The following is a 16,735-nucleotide window of genomic DNA, read 5'->3' as shown; positions in this document are numbered from 1 at the left end:
TCACCCTACGCAGCGGTTGTTTGTGGGGCTACTATCAGCGCATGGTTCATTAAGCGCGGTTGCCTACCTGACGCATCTGCTAGTAGCCCATTGTGTTCGGTGGGAGACAGCGGAAGTCACCCGTTAGTCAGGATCAGGCCTGAGTTCGTTCGGCGAGGTCCCTGTCACGGCACCTCGCCAACACAAATCTTCCCATTGACGTGCCGGTCGATGCTTTTGGAGTCCCCCTAGGCTTCGATCGATGGGTAGGTGAAGGTCGTGAAGCAGCGAACGTTACCGATCAGGATTCAACCCGTCGTGGGCGAGTCTCTGGCAAGTTGGCTTGACCGCTACTGCTTTGCTTTGTCGACCTCGCGGAAGGACTTGTACGCGAGTGTGGGCTTGACATCACAGAGTGCTGCCGGGCTGGGATATTCCGACTACAGCCTTCGGATTTCGGACGCCAATGCGTCTAGGTTGGCTTTTGCAACAGGCGTTACGACCCAGAACATCCACAGGCTGACGCTGGCCAGATACGAAGGGAGGGGTGTTGTTTTTCGCAAGCACGGGCAGGGAGTCGATATTCATTACCTCTGGGCGCGCGGAGCCGGCACTCGGTACTGCCCGGCATGTTTGGAAGAGGACGAAGGTGCTTGGCAACTTGCTTGGCGACTGACGTGGTCATTTGCTTGCACCCGACATGAATGCCTGCTGCGGGATTTTTGTGACCGATGCAACTTGGTTCCACGCACTGGGCGAGGGATCACCGACACACCTCAACCAAGTTTCTGCGACAACGGTCGCACCGGTCCCTACGGAGACGTACTGACCTGTCAGCGAAACCTCGCTCATGTGCCATTGACACGTATTCCGCCGACCAGCCCACTTCTTGCTACTCAGAAGTGGCTTGACTCGATACTCGACGCCGATGACATCAGTTCGAATGAAGTGACTCGACTGCTGGACGATCTGAAACTGCTGGCCGGAAGAGCACTACGAGTTATGACGGCAGTTGACCTGCAATCGTTGACGTACATAGATGCAGCCGTTGACGAATTTGGAATTGACCCTGGCCGGAAGCGAACTGGCTTGTTTGCACCCGCTTCAGGGGTAGCTATAGCTCATGCAATAACCCTGACGTCTCCGGTGATTCGTACAGATGACCCGGGTACTTACGTCCCTTTGATTCGGCGTCTCCTGTCGAGGTCGGACGGCGAAGTTGCGACGAAATATCCCTCCAAGATTGTTCGGGAATGGGGGACCCCTTCACCAGACCTGGAGCGTAAACTGCTCAAAGCCCTCGACACGGACCTTCGTCCGCACACTGCTCTTCGATACCGCACTGTCGGCCCATCCCCTTCGTTACCGTCTCGCGATCAGACACAGGTGCTCGTTAGGGCACGCTCGATTCCCCAGCGCTTCTGGCCAAGCTGGACCCTTCTTTTACATATGGAGGGTTCTATGCGACCGAAGACAATCCAGACAGCTCTTAGCATCGGTGCTCTGCTGCCCGGCAGCGACCGTCCTGACCTAAAGGTCGAACACCAAGCACTTGATCTACCCTCGAAAGAGCACTCGTTCACCTTTGTGTTTCAGCGCCTCTCGGTCCCAATCAGACGAGCTGTAATGCAGGCACTGTTAGTGCTCGCGTCCTACTTGGACGAGTATCCGGCACCAATTGACTATCACCGGCGACGTCAGCTTGCTCTGAACCGATTACTTCCCGTGTCTACCTGGCGGGAAATCGCGCTGGACCAAAGCATACGAGAGAACGCCCCGAATACCGCCCGTATGTACCTCGCCTATCGCCTGACCGGGTCCATCCTCGAACAGCCTGAGGAAAAGGGAAATGGATACTTCCTGATACAAAACTTCATCGCGGCAACCCCAGCACACATATTGGACCGGCTCGATGACTACGCGAGGGCATTCCTCCGCGAGAATTCCATCACTGAGCCACTCAGCTGGGAACCTCCGCTCAGTGTTCTTGATGGCATCTCTATGCCTACGGAGCCCGTCTGTTCCATAGACCCGCAGGTGGAAGACGCGGTCGGCCACGGCCTTGTGGAACCGCGGCTCATCCGTCAGCTGCACAAGGGGACCGCCAAGGCGACGGAAGTACTACCTTCCGAGAACGACTCTTTTCAAGCACTTCTACGGCAGTCGCTTGACAGTGGCGACTCAGTAAAGGAGATAGCTAGCAAGCTGAACAAGAGCGAGCGGATGGTGCGGCATCACCTCGCCCGGCTCTCGTTCCCTACTCAACCCCCGGACAGAATCCAGGTTAGTTCCGATGAGCTCCGTGACATGTACATCGACCAGCGGTTGACCCTTCAGGAAATCTCTGACCGAACCGGCTTGTCGTGGCCAGTTGTCCACCGACTTATCCATCGTTCTGGCGCTCCGCTCAGAAGTCCCGGCAGCCCCACCGACCGGAAAGGCATTGATCCGCAAACATTTGTTGAACTGCCAGCGCTCCTTGTGAACGCTCTGAAGGGTCACCGCGGCAAGGAGCGACTGCAACGCTTCGCCGCAATCAGCAGCTATCCAAGCCTCAATTCTGCGGTTCGTAGCCTAGGGCTCACTCAATCAAGGTTGAGTACTCAGATTAAGGCCCTTGAACGCAACGTAGGTGGTCCTCTTCTGACACGAGCGGGGCGGGGGCAGCCGATGCATTTGACACCCCTGGGGAGCGAATTGCTCGAGGTTGCACGGGAGAAGGGCATACTCAGGTCGGAGTCAGCTGCTGCAGATCCAGAGTAAGGGCAGAAACCACTAGTACAAGACTGCATGACCAGTTAACGTGGAGACATGCAACGGCGCACAACCAGTCTGCGCACCCCAAGTACAGCCTCCACGGACCTTGCAGATAGTCTAACAGTGGCGGCCGTCACTCGACAAGTGGATTCAGCCACTTCCCTTTCCTCTGCACGCAGGAAACTCAAGGCCGCCAGGAACTTGGATCAACTGCGCTTCATCCCGCACCCGTATCTTGCGCCGGATGAGATCATGCTCAGCATCAGGAAAAGCCGCTCCTACTGGCGAACCTTTCCCTTCCGAGATGTGACACTCGACGCCTTCGACGGGGCGGTCCCTTGGCGCCGACCGCAATACCGGCACGGCCAGAAGAACAGGCCGGGGCTGTATTGGGCTGTCACAGAGGAAGCGCATGTACCTTACGAATCCCTGACTGAGCACCTCGCACTACTGCGTCTGGATAGGGACCCAGACGTGGTGCGTATCCTCGCACAGCCCTTCCGGCTTTTCGTCAATGAGCGCCATGGGAAAAGTTACGTCCCAGACTTTTTCATAGTGCGTGATGACTTATCGGTAGAAGTAGTCGAAGTTAAGCCACTCGACAAGATGAACGACCCCAAGACGTTGGCGACCTTGAACTGGGCCCGAGAGATAATCGAGCCCCATGGTTGGAATTACGAGCTCGTCAACGAACCCGGCCAACAACTCGGGTACAACCTTCGTTTCCTTGCTGGTTACCGCAGGTCTCAGCTCTTAGCCAGCGAACTTCTGGCAGCTGTCAGAGCCAACACGTACCAGCCCGAGTTCTTCGGGGCACTTGAAGCGCGGATGGCTGAACTTACTGGTACTCACGCAATGTTCATACGCCCGCACTTGCTCCATCTCGTGTGGACCGGCGAGCTCACCTGCGATCTGAACAAACCAATAGACGCTGGCGTTGTAGTTTCTCCTAGGGGCCGGCTTGAACCATAAGGAACGGTAGCGACCGTGAGCAACATACTGGTCCTCACAATAGGAACTCGCGTGATCCATGAGCACGAACAGTGGACAGTTTGCGCCATCATGGGCACAGAAGTGTGCCTTCAGCGACAAGGCTCACCCGCTTTGGCCCGGGTCCAAACCGTGTCCCTATTGGATCCATCCGGCCCCTTCCGGATCGCGGATCGAGTTCACTTCGAAGACCGCCAGGAAAAAGGTCAAGTGCCCAGCGACGTAGCACTCCACCTGATTCCCGAAGACCAATGGGAAGAAGTGACGGACCGGGCCTCACACGTGCGCGAGGTACTTTCCGGCTACAAATCGGGGACCCAAGCGTCGCCACTTCCAGGGGAACCTAGAGATAAGTACGATCCGCGAAAATCCCTCATGTCTAGGTATGAAGCGAAAGCTGCTGAACTCCATGTCAGCGTCCCCACTGTCCGCAATTGGGTGCGCAGGTACCAGGACGACGGTGTTCTGGGCCTCGCCGACCGCAGATCGCAGAAACCGGTTGACCCGTTACAGGGGTGCAGCCCGGAATGGATCGCGATAGCACGAACCGTAATCAAGGAACGAACATATCGGTCGAATATCAGCACGAAGAACCTACTTCTCTCCATTGAGGAGCGAGTCAACCGAACCAACAAGGAAAAGCTCGCACGAAACGAAGGAGCGTCTGAGTCAATACCTATTCCCATGCCGACGGAGTGGGCGGCCAGCAGGGCTGTGAACGAGCTAAATCGCAACAAAAGTCCTAAATCGGCCCGTAAACGCCGCGAGGCGGCAGAGATGCCCCGTGACGGGTTCGGGCGCTTTGAAGCCTCGCGCCCGGGTCAACTGGTTTTATTGGATACGAACAGGCTTGATGTATGGGCACTTAACGAGATCACTCTGAAGTGGGTGCAGACAGAACTTACAGTCGCCATGGATGTCTACAGCGGTTGCATCCTCGGCTTGCGATTATCTCCAATATCAACGAGAAGCATCGACGTGGCGCCCGTTCTCTACGAAATTGTGCAGCCTCACGAGGCGCCCCCGAGTTGGCCGCATGGGGCTTCTTGGCCTTACCACGGTGTTCCTGAGACTGTGCTCATTCTCGACGAGGACGACGAGGTACGGTTCCAAGGCCCTGGTATTCTTCCCGATGCTGTAACAGTGGACCACGGGAAGGTCTATGTTTCCGCCCATATCGTCAATGCGTGCGCAGAGCTCGGCATCTCGATTCGGCCAGCCCGTAAATACACGCCCACGGATAAGGCTCCCATCGAGCGATTCTTCGGGACTCTTAGGACTGGGCTACTTGATCTTCTTCCTGGTTATAAGGGTCAGAATATTGAGGCGCGGGGGATAGGCACAGAAGAAGAAGCTTTTTATACAGTTAAGCAGCTGGAAGAGATGATCCGTGAATGGGTTGGAACCGTTTATCACAGGCATCAAGTAGACAGCTTGAGCGAACATCAGATGCCGGGCTTGCGGCTTAGTCCGATGGATCGTTATGCGCTGGGGGTAGCATCAGCAGGCGCAATCGTGTTGCCTCGGGACCCGCACTTTGCCCTTCATTTCCTTCCAGTGACTTTCCACGTCATGAAGAGGGACGGCGTCTACTTCACGGGACTCATCTTCAAGGGCCCGATTCTCGCGAAATGGCGCGATCGACAGAACCCCTACGGTGGTCCGAAGAAGAACAAATGGCCATTCCGATATGACCCCTCCGACCTAAGGAAAATCTATTTCCTGGACCCCGAGGATAGGACGTGGCATATACTGCAATCGCAATTAGCAACCTCTGTGGGGCGCCCGTTCGGTTCTGATGCCTTAGAGATTGCTAAAAGGCTAGCCATGGAGAAAAAAGTCCCCTTGAAGGAAGCGCTTCTGCAGCTTCTCGCGAAGTTCGGAGCGGGATTGGAGCTTACGCCGGGAGAACGGAAGGCGGCCATCAGGGAGAATCAAAAAGCCGTCAAGCTTCAGGAAGCCACCAAGACGATTGAGGAAGAAGCCTCAGCTAACGATGATGCCTTGCAGTATGAAGAAGGTCTCTTTGCTGAGGATTACGACGATGAAGAACCATCACAAAGCGGCCATCAGGGTCCGAAGAGTGACGAATACTACGATGATGCTGCTGGTTCACTATGAAAACATTTGCAATGCGACAACCAACTATCAGTCTGTCTCGAAAGGAAGGTTGGGTAGCCTTCGCCAACAAGCCGAAGCTCGAACCGCCTGAGCCGGTCACGAGGAGTGCTCTGATCGGATTGAGTGATGCAGCGGCCGCCGACTATGCCGCTCAGCGGCTCAGATACCTCTCATGGCTGACCATCGCAACGCCACAACTCAGCCGCGTCCATGCAGCAATGGACGACATGATCAATTCTGACCTTCAGGACTTCGACCGAGTCCGCAGCGCCCCGGTGATTGATGCAGAACCAGGGGTTGGGAAGTCGACAGCAGTGAATGTGTTCGGGCGGGAGATACATCGGGAAATCATTGCGAAGGAAGGACCGATGGTCGGAGGGGAAGCCGAGCGGATCCCCGTCGTGCGAATTGGCCTTACTGGGAACACAACACCAAAGTCCCTGCTCGTCCAAATACTCGACTTCTACGGTCACCCGAGAAGATCCGGAACAACTCTAGAAGTGAGCTCTAGTGCACTGGACTGTGCGTTGAGATGTGAAACCGAACTAATCATCATCGATGACATTCACTTCCTAAATCTCAACCGTAGGGATGGAAGGGAAGTCAGCAATACCTTGAAATCCCTAGCCAACGATTTTCCGGCGACCTTTATCTTCGTTGGCGTTGGAGTGGAAGCCCGCGGTTTGTTCGACGAGGGGCTTGGACCTTACGAATCAGCAGCAGCTCAACTAGGGCGCCGGTGGACACGGCTCGAGATGCCAGCGTTCCACATCTTCACCGAACGACAGCGGAATGAATGGCGAACAACCCTGAAAGAACTCGAGAGGGGCATGATTCTCGTTGATGCTCATCCCGGGATGATCGCTGACGAGCTAAGCGACTACTTTTTTGCCAGAACTTCGGGATACATCGGTTCCATGATGGAGCTGGCCCGCATCGGAGCGTATAAGGCGATCAAGGATGGGTCAGAACAAATTACTAGGGAGCTCCTTGACACAGTGCAAATATCAAGAGCTGCTGAGAAGCGACGGTACGAACTCGAAGCTGCGATGAAGAGCGGGAAACTGCATAGCCTGCCCAAACAGAGCAAGCATAGGAAGCCAGGAGACGTGGACGACGACTCCTAGGGCGGCGACGACCAGGACTGGGACGAAGTACCAGTGGTACCGGCCGGTGGTGAGGACATAGCCCTCGTCTGGATGCCTGCCGCCGACGGCGTCGGCACCCACGGTCGACCCCGTCAGCCGCGAGCTTGGAATCGGTGACTAGCGGGCCGAAGCCTGGTATCAACCCGTCGACCGGTACGAGAACAAGCTAAATGCACCTTCAGCACCTATTGACGCCCGGGCAGAGTCATACCCTTCAGGCGGACTCTGTCCTCGCAACAAAAAGCACTCGACCAACGGAGCACTCAGTTCTGCATCGGGGAACGGCGCGATTGTTAATTTACGAGGCCCATGAAAGGAGCCTGCGCCTTGTTAAGTCTCCCCGAAAAGCCTATAAATTCAGGGACAGGCTGTTAAATTTAAAACCCACTGGACAGCGCACTCCAGGGTGCATCCTTCGCCGTGGTCGGCGCCGCCGATCAGGCAGTCAAAGTCTTCATCGAATCGGACTCCCCGGAGCAGGGGAACGCTCGCGCGCAGCAGGCTGTCCTGCTGGCCGTGAGGGATTTCGGCTTTCCGGATGACGCTGCCTCAATGGACATTTCGTGTTCCGGAACATGCCTCGAGCCGGGATCCAGCGTGACAGTTTCCGTCAGGCTGGAGGTTCCACTGCCACTGATTCCCACCATGCCCGGATTGAACACCTCCGCAGCCACGGTTGATTCCAGTGCCACCCAACTGGTGGAGCGTTTCGGATGACGCATAGCGATCGGGAACCCTGCAAGGGCGAGGAGGGCCAGATCACCGTCCTGATCATCGGTTACATTCTGGTTTCCCTGCTGGTGGTTGCGGTGGTCACCGCCGTTTCCGCCGTCTACATCGAACACAAGAAGCTGCTGTCCGTCGCAGACGGCGCAGCCTTGAGCGCAGCGGACAGCTTCCGTGTGTCGGGAATTGACGCCGAAGCAGGAGAACCCGCCCCCACGCTGGATTCCGGCTCCGTCGCAGGCGCGGCTGAGGCATACCTCGAACGTTCCGGTGCGGCCGCACGGTTTAACAGCCTGTCACTTGATCCGGCGACAGGCGCGACCGACCCACGCACCGCGCGGGTGGTGCTCACCGCCGTCGTGCATCCACCGCTGGTGAACTTTCTGGTTCCGTCAGGAATCCCCATCGCTGCAACCGCTGATGCCCGCGCGGATCTGACCCGATAGCCGGCACCACCGCACGGTGACGTAGTCTTGGAGCACTATGGCAGACATTGATTTTCCCGCAGAGATCCGCGCGCTCCGAGCAAAATACGACTCAATCGAGGCGGTTTCGGACGTCGAGGGAATCCGCGCAGAAATCGCAGAGCTCAGCGAACAGGCCGGCGAGCCCAACCTGTGGGACGACCCCGCCGCAGCCCAGCAGATCACCTCGCGGCTTTCGCACAAGCAGAGCGCGCTGGACCGGCTCAACAAGCTGTCCGCACGCATCGACGACCTCGAAGTGCTGGTCGAGCTGGCACAGGACGAGGATGATGAAGACTCCCGCGCTGAAGCGGTCAAGGAGCTGACCTCGCTCAGCAAGGCCCTGGATGACCTCGAGGTCGTGACGCTACTGGCCGGCGAATGGGACGAGCGCGAGGCCGTTGTCACCATCCGCTCCGGTGCTGGGGGAGTGGACGCCGCCGACTTCGCGGAGATGCTGCTGCGCATGTACCTCCGCTGGGCCGAACGCCGCGGCTACCCCACGCAGGTACTCGACACGTCCTACGCCGAAGAAGCCGGCCTCAAATCCGCGACATTTGAAGTGAAGGCGCCCTACGCCTTCGGAACCCTCTCGGTCGAGGCCGGGACGCACCGCCTGGTACGTATCAGCCCCTTCGACAACCAGGGCCGGCGCCAGACCTCGTTCGCCGCGGTCGAGGTCATCCCGCTCATCGAGCAGACCGACTCCATCGAAATCCCCGACAACGAAATCCGCGTCGACGTCTTCCGTTCCTCCGGTCCCGGCGGGCAGTCCGTGAACACCACCGACTCCGCCGTCCGCCTCACGCACATCCCCACGGGCATTGTCGTGTCCATGCAGAACGAGAAGTCGCAGATCCAGAACCGCGCCGCTGCACTCCGCGTGCTGCAGTCGCGCCTCCTGCTGCTGAAGAAGGAGCAGGAGGACGCCGAGAAGAAGGCGCTCGCCGGCGACGTCAAGGCATCGTGGGGAGACCAGATGCGCTCCTACGTACTCAACCCGTACCAGATGGTCAAGGACCTGCGGACCGAGCATGAGGTGGGAAACCCCTCAGCAGTGTTCGACGGCGAAATCGACGACTTCATCGACGCCGGCATCCGCTGGCGGGCCGGATCCCGTAACAGCGAGAACTGATTCGCACAAGGGGGCGTTACGGATTCGCGACACACCGCGGATTTACGTCCGGCTGTGCTGATCAGCTGCCTATAGTCAAGGAGCCGGTCTCACTTCCCCCACCCATGCCCATGTGCCGGCAGGATGCTGTGGGCGCAGAGTAGTCATGATCAGATTCGAGCAAGTCACCAAGGTCTACGACCAGAAGTCGAAGCCCGCTCTGGACGGCGTCAGCCTTGACGTTGACCGCGGCGAGTTCGTCTTCCTGGTCGGTGCCTCCGGATCAGGTAAATCGACCTTCATCCGCCTCGTTCTCAAGGAAGACCGCGCTACCCGCGGCGCCGTGTACGTAGCGGGCCAGAACGTAGCCAACATCCCGAGCTGGCGCGTCCCGAAGCTGCGGCGGGGCATCGGCGTCGTCTTCCAGGACTTCCGTCTCCTGCCCAACAAATCCGTGTTCGCCAACGTAGCCTTCGCCATGCAGGTGATCGGCAAGAGCCGCGCCGTCATCCGCGAGACGGTGCCCGAGGTGCTCAAGACCGTGGGCCTCGAAGGCAAGAACAACCGCATGCCCCACGAACTTTCCGGCGGTGAGCAGCAGCGCGTGGCCATCGCCCGCGCCATCGTCAACAAGCCCGGAATCCTGCTGGCGGACGAACCCACCGGTAACCTCGACCCGACCACCTCGATGGGAATCATGAGGGTCCTCGACCGGATCAACCAGAACGGCACCACCGTGGTGATGGCCACGCACGACGACGACATCGTGAACACCATGCGCAAGAGGGTCGTCGAGCTTCGCGACGGTTCCGTCATCCGCGACGATGCCCAGGGCATCTACATCGGCGAGACCGCGGCGGCCGCGGGATGAGGTTCGCGTTCATACTCGGGGAGATCGCGTCCGGCATGCGACGCAACCTCGTGATGGTTGTCTCAGTCGTACTGGTCACCTTCATCTCGCTGACCTTTGTGGGAGCGGCCGGACTTCTTCAGCTGCAGATCAACCAGATGAAGGGCTACTGGTACGACCGCGTACAGGTAGCCGTGTTCCTCTGTGTGGAGAATTCGACGTCGGAAAGCTGCGCGTCGGGGCCGGTCACCGAGGAACAGCGAACGGCCATTGAGGCGAAGCTCAAGTCGCCCGAGATGGCTGCCTATGTCGAGACGGTCGAATACGAATCTCAGGACCAGGCACTCGTACACTTCCGCGAGCAGCTGGCTAATTCGCCCATCGTGGACGCCGTGACGGCTGAGCAGCTTCCGGAGTCATTCCGCGTGGGACTGGTGGACGCCGAAAAGTACGAAATCATCAGCGAAGCATTCTCCTCCGAGCCGGGCGTGGACATCGTGAGCGACCAGCGCGAGTACCTCGAGGAAATCTTCAGTTACATCAACATTGCCTCCCTGGTTGCCCTAGGCATCGCCGTCGTGATGAGCGTCGGAGCGATACTGCTGGTCGCCACCACGATCCGCCTTTCCGCCTTCAGCAGGCGTCGCGAGACCGGAATCATGCGACTGGTCGGGGCGAGCAAGGCCGTAATTCAGCTCCCGTTCGTACTGGAAGGCGTGATCGCAGCCCTTCTCGGTGCCGCCATCGCCTCCGGAACGCTGTGGGCGGTCCTGCGATACGGTGGCGACTGGTTGTCCAGGGAGTACCCGCAGATGGGCTTCATTTCAACGCAGGAGCTGCTGTTGATCGTCCCGGCGCTGTTCGCCCTGGGCACGCTCCTGGCCGGCATGTCCTCGCTGCTAACCCTCCGACGCTACTTGAAGGTTTAGGGTGGAACATTGTGACAAGAGAGACCGAATGCGCCGCATGACTTCCTGCCAGCTTCCTTTCCTGGGGCGTCCGGCAGCCCTGAAAACACTCACCGCACTTTCGCTGGCCGCCGTAACCGCCCTTTCGTTAACCCTGAGCGGTCCCGTTCACGCGGACGAGCTGGACAACCGTAAGAGCGCGCTTGAGCAGGAGATCGCAGACGTTCAGCAGTCAATCGAGTACCTCGACGAGGATATCGCCGAGACGATTGCGCAGCTGAAGGTCTACCAGGGGCAGCTTCCGGGCGCACAGCAGTCTCTCGCCGATGCGCAGGGTCGCGTCGAGGCGGCCACCGCGGAGGTGAACGCCCTTGCGCAGCGGGTCCAGTTGGCGCAGGAAACCAAGAACAAGATCACCGAACAGCTGAAGCAGGACGAGGCCGAGATGGCCGAAACCCGCGAGGTGATCGGCCAGATCGCAACGCAGGCGTACAAGAACGGCGGCGTGCCGACGAGCCTCTCCCTGATGCTCGGCAGCGACGGATCCGACGGCTTCGCCTCCATGGAGCTTGTTGAGCAGGCGCTTCGCAACCAGAATTCCGCTCTTGAGCGGCTGGCGGAGCAGAACGCGACCAACGTCAACTCCCAGGCAAGGCTTGTTGCCGTCGAGGACGAGATCCGCGACCTGAAGACCAAGGCCGACGCCGCCCTGGCCGCCGAACAGGCGGCCCGGGACGAGGCGGCCGCCGAGAAGGCAAAGGTCGACAAGCTCATTTCTGACACCTCGAAGCTGTCGGACAAGCTGCAGAAACAGAAACCGGTCATCGAGGCGAAGCTGGCCAAGGTCGAGGCTGCGCACGAGCAGGTGGTTGAGGATATCGCCGAACGCCAGCGCCGCTTGATCGAGGAAGCGCGGAAGCGGGAGGAAGCCCGCCTCAAGGCCGAGGCCGAAGAGCGCGCGCGGATCGAGAACGAGCGGCGGGCTGCAGCCGCGGCTGAGGCGAATCGGCGGGCGGCCGCAGAAGCCGCAGCCGCCAACAAACCGAAGCCGGCGCCGATCGTTCCCAAGCCCGTAGCACCGGTGGTCCAGCCGCCGGCGCCGTCCAGCCCGTCGGCCTTCGGCCTCCGCGCTCCGGTCAGCGGCCCTATCACCTCCGGCTACGGCTGGCGTCCGACGCCGCTCGGCACCATCGACTTCAACGGATCCGGCGGTTACACCCACACCGGAATCGACTACGGGGTTGCCTGCGGCACGCCGCTCTATGCACCCGCCGCCGGTGAGGTCTGGTACGCCGATTCCAACGTCCTGCCCGGAGCAGGTAACCGGATCGTCCTCAACCACGGGGTAGTCGGGGGCAACGTGCTGGCGACGAACTTTTACCACCTGTCCACCTTCGTGGTCGGACCGGGTCAGCGGGTCAGCGCCGGTCAGCTGATCGGATACACCGGAACCACCGGTAACTCCACCGGCTGCCACCTCCACTTCGAGACGGTGCTCAACGGGAACCTCGTTGATCCAATGGGCCTGCTCTGAGACGGACACCGTAGACTAGAACGCAGTTCACCCAACGTTTTGCCCTCTATCAGCGGGGGCAGCAGCACTACTAGAAGGAGTCGAACCGTGCCCAGGGAAAGTGGCCGTCAGGTTGTGGCCACCAATCGGAAGGCCCGGCATGACTACCAGGTGCTGGATACCTACGAGGCGGGAATCGCGCTTCAGGGCACCGAGGTGAAGTCTCTTCGGGCGGGCCGTGCGTCCCTCGTCGACGGGTACGCCATCTTCTACAACGACGAGCTGTGGCTTGAGGGGATCCATATCCCCGAGTACTCGCAGGGGAGTTGGACCAACCACGCCGCGCGCCGTCGTCGTAAATTGCTCCTGCACCGCGAGGAGCTAACCAAGATCTCCCACAAGATCCGCGAGAGCGGCTTCACCATCGTTCCGCTGCAGCTCTACTTCCTGAATGGCAGGGCAAAGGTGGAGATCGGCATCGCACGAGGCAAGCGGGATTACGACAAACGACAGACGCTGCGGGAGCAGCAGGACAACCGCGAGGCGCAGCGCGCCATGCGCGAGAGGAACCTTGGCGCATGAGCGATGTCTTCTGGGACGCACAGGAACCTGACGACGTCGAGGAGGAATCCGAGCTCAAGTACAAGCGCCCCTGGTGGGTCACGGTTGGTGCCGTGGTCAACCTGCTGCTGCTGTTCGCGGTGATCCCCGCGGGCTTCCTTGCACTGATTCCCTTCTTCTTCCTGATCTACGTGTACTTCGCGCAAATGGTTGTCTGGATCTCGCCTGCGCTGATCGTTCTCAATGCCGCTGTGTTCTGGTGGAGCTTCCGGCGCAAGCAGGCGGCGACGACGGCGCTGGCCGCCCTGGGCCTGGCCATCGTTGCGGTCTCCTTTGTTGTGCTGATGCTGTGGCAGGCCCAGATTGTGATCTTCGGTATCGGATTCTGACGCCCGCGAGCATCGGGAATGCATCGTCGGATCAGTGCGTTACACTGGATAGCCCGGAGCAATCCGGGAGTTTGACAACTACATATGGGGATGACAGGTTTCGACGATGTTAGTCGCGACAGGGGAAGCGGGCCGAGGATACAGAGTTATCTCGTAAACGCTCTCTGTAAAACAATAAGTGCCGAACAGAAGCGCACTGACTTCGCTCTCGCTGCCTAAGCAGCAGAGCTAGTCCGTCAGCCCGGGTTTGCTCTCGACCCGGATACTGGCGTCATTTAGAGGGCCACTGCTCCTGGTTCTCGTTGCAGGGACCAGGGGGACTTTTATGCAACTGAGCTCGGCAGCCACTTGTTTGCATGATGGCTGGAGCTGAGAAAAACCGACGCAAACTGCGCCCGGAGAAGCCCTGACTACACTGCATCGGACGCGGGTTCAATTCCCGCCATCTCCACCATAAAGGCCCCGGCTCCTGTGACCATTCACAGGAGCCGGGGCCTTTCGCTATGCCCGATTGATCCGTCCGGCGGTCCGACTGCCAGCCCTTCAGCTTCACTCAATTTCCCCGCTGTGAACCGGCAGGATCGGCGCAGGGCAGTTCCTGCGCACCGGGCGCTTCGGTAACGTGGATACGAACGCCGCCCTTGCACGCCTACCCCCAGGATTCTTCGAATGCCCTTCCTGCGCTCCGGCTTCCGCGCTCTTGTTCCTGCTGCCATTACGACGGCGCTGTGCGGCACCCTGCTCTCCGCACCGCCCGCCGGAGCGGCTGAACGGCCTGCCCTGACTATCGCAGAGGCGGCAGAGGCCGCCGTCGGAGCTCCCTCCCGGGTGGACGCAGGTCCGGACCAGCCCACCGATCGCTTCATTGTGAAGTTCGAGGAGGGAACGGACGCACCCGCAGGACGGGGCAACGCTTTCGGGAAGGTCGCCTCCGAGCTGGGCATAACGGTGGAGGAAGTCCGCGCGGCTGCGGATGGCGCCGTCATTGTCGAGGCTGCCGAGGAAGTACCGGCAGGCACTGTGGACGACGTCGTGAGCGTCCTGAACGCGCAGCCCAACGTTGAGTACGCCGAACCGGATCTTATAGTGCGCCCGCTAGCCACGGTCAATGACCCGGGCTATCCGGAGCAGTGGAACCTCCATGAGGCGGCGGCTGGACTGCGGGTGCCGGGTGCCTGGGACAGCGCAACCGGGATGCGCCAGACAATTGCAGTCCTGGACACCGGGATCACTTCCCACAGCGATCTCAACCGGAATGTGCTGCCGGGCTATGACTTCGTCGCGGATCCCGCCATGGCCGTCGACGGCAACGGGCGCGACTCGGACGCAAGCGACCCGGGTGACGCATGCGCGGATCCGGCCGAGCCGTCGGACTCCTCTTGGCACGGTACCCATGTCGCCGGCATCGCGGCGGCGGAAGCGAACAACGCCCGCGGTGTTGCCGGCGTCGCACACAACGCGGTGATCCTGCCGCTGCGAGTGATGGGAGCCTGCGGAGGTCACGTCAGCGACACCGCCGCAGCAGTGCGGTGGGCAGCCGGCGGAGCCGTGAGCGGCGTCCCCGCCAACCTGTCGCCGGCCAGGGTCATCAACCTCAGCCTGGGTACAGAGGGAACCTGCGGCTCTACCATGCAGTCCGCGATTGACTTCGCGGTGGCACGCGGCTCGGTGGTCATCGCTGCAGCTGGCAACGAGGCGCAGCAGACAGCGAATGTCTCACCTGCGAATTGTCGGAATGTCGTGACGGTCGCGGCGACAGGGCGAGCGGGTGACAGCGCCAGCTACAGCAATTTCGGCCCGGAAGTCGACGTCAGCGCTCCCGGTGGTGACGGCAACCTTGCCGAGGGGAACATCCTGTCCACCATCAATGCCGGGAGCACACGGCCGGCCGGTGAAGATTACGCCCCCATGCAGGGAACCTCTATGGCTGCGCCGCACGTTGCCGGAGTCGTCGCCCTCATGCTCTCCGCCAACCCGACCCTGAGCTCGGCGCAGGTGGAGCAGCTGCTCCGGAACACCGCCCGCCCGCTCCCGGGCAGCTGCTTCGGCGGATGCGGCACCGGTCTGGTGGATGCAAATGCGGCCGTTGCCGCTGCGGCGACGGGTTTCTCACCCTCGCTGCGCAGCGAAGCTGACGTCGTTGCCGCTGATTCGGCCGGCACGCTCTGGAACTACCGCTCCAATGCCCGCGGACGGTTCCTCCCGCGGTTGAAGATCGGCAGCGGTTGGTCGTCATTGAAAAGCGGAGTCGTAACCGATTGGAACCAGGACCGCGTGCCGGATCTGGTGGCTCAGTGGAAGGACGGGCGACTGTCCCTCTACATCGGCAAAGGCAACGGCGGATTCCTTCCCGCACGAACTCTCGGAACCGGATGGGGCAACTACTTTATCACTGTAGGGAAGTGGCGCGGCGGTGATGCCTATCCCGGGATCGTCGCAACCGACGGGAGCGGCCGGCTCTGGCACTATCCCAACCCGGCCGGCAGCACGCTCAGCCCCCGGACGTCCATCGGATCGGGTTGGCAGGGCCTGTACCTCACCATGACCGATTTCGACGGCGACGCCCGCATGGACCTGATTGCAAAGCGGTCCGACGGAGCTCTGATTCAGTACCGCTCAAATGGCGCCGGCGGCTTCGTGAACGAGTCTCGCCGGACCGTCGGAAGCGGCTGGCAGGGTATCAACTCGATGACGGACCTGCCGGGCTTCGCGAGGACCGGAACCCAAGGCGTACTGACCCGCCTGACCGATGGCCGGCTCGCCTACTACCCGTTCGCCCGCGGCAGGTGGGGTGCGAGTTCGATCGTGGGCTCCGGCTGGGGATCGTTCAACATTTTCCGCTGAGATTCCCGCCCGAGCAGCACTGGGAGGCGCGGGTAAGCGAGTGGGCACAATGCGATTGAGCCGGGGTCGCGGCGTGCAGCTGCGAACGTAGACTGTGCGTGTGAGCTGGATGAATGACCGTCCCTCGTGGCTTCCGCCGCTACCGCCGCCCAACCGTGGCCGGGTCCTGATAGCGTCCGGCCTGGTCCTGGTGATCGCGACGTTCATCTACATCATCATCATGGGCTACCTGGGCGGAACCCACACGTTGTACACACTGCTGCCCCTGGCGCTGGGGCTGGTCTTCCTCATTGTCGGGCTGACCAGGCGGAACGAGGGCCGGTAGTCAGGTAGCTCAGAGGTGGGTAGTCTCGGGCGGATGAGAGGATCAA

The 16,735-nt window shown here is 60.3% G+C and carries 14 protein-coding genes, 1 other RNA gene and 1 pseudogene; all 16 read left to right on the top strand.

Going from position 1 to position 16,735, the window contains the following annotated elements:
• Window positions 1–249: 249 nt before the first annotated feature.
• Window positions 250–633: pseudogene (locus GC088_RS15480) on the top strand (TniQ family protein); the annotation flags it as partial.
• 807 nt (window positions 634–1,440) lie between these two features.
• Window positions 1,441–2,742 carry a LysR family transcriptional regulator gene (locus GC088_RS09865; RefSeq protein ID WP_323958835.1) on the top strand — a complete coding sequence of 434 codons (1,302 nt, stop codon included), beginning with the start codon at window positions 1,441–1,443 and terminating at the stop codon, window positions 2,740–2,742.
• Between the two features lie 138 nt (window positions 2,743–2,880).
• On the top strand, window positions 2,881–3,708 hold the full coding sequence (locus GC088_RS09860) for a TnsA-like heteromeric transposase endonuclease subunit (protein ID WP_323958834.1): 828 nt from the start codon (window positions 2,881–2,883) through the stop codon (window positions 3,706–3,708).
• Window positions 3,709–3,936: 228 nt separating this feature from the next.
• The gene (locus GC088_RS09855) at window positions 3,937–5,847 is read left to right on the top strand and encodes a TnsB C-terminal domain-containing protein (RefSeq protein WP_323958833.1); all 1,911 of its coding nucleotides are present in this window, start codon (window positions 3,937–3,939) and stop codon (window positions 5,845–5,847) included.
• 11 nt (window positions 5,848–5,858) lie between these two features.
• Complete coding sequence (locus GC088_RS09850; protein WP_323958832.1) at window positions 5,859–6,974, top strand: AAA family ATPase; 1,116 nt, start codon at window positions 5,859–5,861, stop codon at window positions 6,972–6,974.
• Window positions 6,975–7,415: 441 nt separating this feature from the next.
• The gene (locus GC088_RS09845; protein ID WP_323958831.1) at window positions 7,416–7,712 is read left to right on the top strand and encodes a hypothetical protein; all 297 of its coding nucleotides are present in this window, start codon (window positions 7,416–7,418) and stop codon (window positions 7,710–7,712) included.
• Window positions 7,709–8,167 (top strand): pilus assembly protein TadG-related protein, encoded by a 459-nt coding sequence (locus GC088_RS09840; protein ID WP_323958830.1) that lies wholly within the window; start codon window positions 7,709–7,711, stop codon window positions 8,165–8,167. The genes GC088_RS09845 and GC088_RS09840 overlap by 4 nt, the downstream gene beginning before the upstream one ends.
• 37 nt (window positions 8,168–8,204) lie before the next feature.
• Window positions 8,205–9,320: a peptide chain release factor 2 gene (gene prfB / locus GC088_RS09835; RefSeq protein ID WP_323958829.1), complete on the top strand. Its 1,116-nt coding sequence runs from the start codon at window positions 8,205–8,207 to the stop codon at window positions 9,318–9,320.
• Between the two features lie 145 nt (window positions 9,321–9,465).
• Complete coding sequence (ftsE, locus tag GC088_RS09830) at window positions 9,466–10,170, top strand: cell division ATP-binding protein FtsE (RefSeq protein WP_323958828.1); 705 nt, start codon at window positions 9,466–9,468, stop codon at window positions 10,168–10,170.
• A complete protein-coding gene (gene ftsX / locus GC088_RS09825; protein WP_323958827.1) occupies window positions 10,167–11,078 on the top strand; it encodes a permease-like cell division protein FtsX in 912 nt (303 codons plus the stop codon). Before ftsE ends, ftsX begins: the two co-directional genes overlap by 4 nt.
• A 37-nt stretch (window positions 11,079–11,115) precedes the next feature.
• On the top strand, window positions 11,116–12,591 hold the full coding sequence (locus GC088_RS09820) for a M23 family metallopeptidase (RefSeq protein ID WP_323958826.1): 1,476 nt from the start codon (window positions 11,116–11,118) through the stop codon (window positions 12,589–12,591).
• 87 nt (window positions 12,592–12,678) lie between these two features.
• Window positions 12,679–13,152, top strand: coding sequence for an SsrA-binding protein SmpB (gene smpB / locus GC088_RS09815; protein WP_323958825.1), 474 nt, complete (start codon window positions 12,679–12,681; stop codon window positions 13,150–13,152).
• A complete protein-coding gene (locus tag GC088_RS09810) occupies window positions 13,149–13,520 on the top strand; it encodes a hypothetical protein (RefSeq protein WP_323958824.1) in 372 nt (123 codons plus the stop codon). Before smpB ends, GC088_RS09810 begins: the two co-directional genes overlap by 4 nt.
• A gap of 86 nt (window positions 13,521–13,606) precedes the next feature.
• Window positions 13,607–13,974: a transfer-messenger RNA gene (gene ssrA, locus GC088_RS09805) on the top strand.
• 215 nt (window positions 13,975–14,189) lie between these two features.
• Window positions 14,190–16,364: a S8 family serine peptidase gene (locus GC088_RS09800; RefSeq protein ID WP_323958823.1), complete on the top strand. Its 2,175-nt coding sequence runs from the start codon at window positions 14,190–14,192 to the stop codon at window positions 16,362–16,364.
• A 100-nt stretch (window positions 16,365–16,464) separates the two neighbouring features.
• The gene (locus GC088_RS09795; protein WP_323958822.1) at window positions 16,465–16,689 is read left to right on the top strand and encodes a hypothetical protein; all 225 of its coding nucleotides are present in this window, start codon (window positions 16,465–16,467) and stop codon (window positions 16,687–16,689) included.
• The last annotated feature ends 46 nt before the right edge of the window (window positions 16,690–16,735 follow it).

This window comes from Arthrobacter sp. JZ12, from assembly GCF_035189165.1.
In the GTDB taxonomy this organism is placed as follows: domain Bacteria; phylum Actinomycetota; class Actinomycetes; order Actinomycetales; family Micrococcaceae; genus Arthrobacter_D.
This window is presented reverse-complemented; position numbering and strand designations above follow the sequence as displayed.

Excerpts from the sequence above, each read along its gene's own strand:
- ftsE (WP_323958828.1), top strand. The coding sequence starts at position 9,466 with ATGATCAGATTCGAGCAAGTCACCAAGGTCTACGACCAGAAGTCGAAG.
- GC088_RS09850 (WP_323958832.1), top strand. The coding sequence starts at position 5,859 with ATGCGACAACCAACTATCAGTCTGTCTCGAAAGGAAGGTTGGGTAGCC.
- ftsX (WP_323958827.1), top strand. The coding sequence starts at position 10,167 with ATGAGGTTCGCGTTCATACTCGGGGAGATCGCGTCCGGCATGCGACGC.
- GC088_RS09820 (WP_323958826.1), top strand. The coding sequence starts at position 11,116 with ATGACTTCCTGCCAGCTTCCTTTCCTGGGGCGTCCGGCAGCCCTGAAA.
- prfB (WP_323958829.1), top strand. The coding sequence starts at position 8,205 with ATGGCAGACATTGATTTTCCCGCAGAGATCCGCGCGCTCCGAGCAAAA.
- GC088_RS09840 (WP_323958830.1), top strand. The coding sequence starts at position 7,709 with ATGACGCATAGCGATCGGGAACCCTGCAAGGGCGAGGAGGGCCAGATC.
- GC088_RS09810 (WP_323958824.1), top strand. The coding sequence starts at position 13,149 with ATGAGCGATGTCTTCTGGGACGCACAGGAACCTGACGACGTCGAGGAG.
- GC088_RS09800 (WP_323958823.1), top strand. The coding sequence starts at position 14,190 with ATGCCCTTCCTGCGCTCCGGCTTCCGCGCTCTTGTTCCTGCTGCCATT.
- GC088_RS09865 (WP_323958835.1), top strand. The coding sequence starts at position 1,441 with ATGCGACCGAAGACAATCCAGACAGCTCTTAGCATCGGTGCTCTGCTG.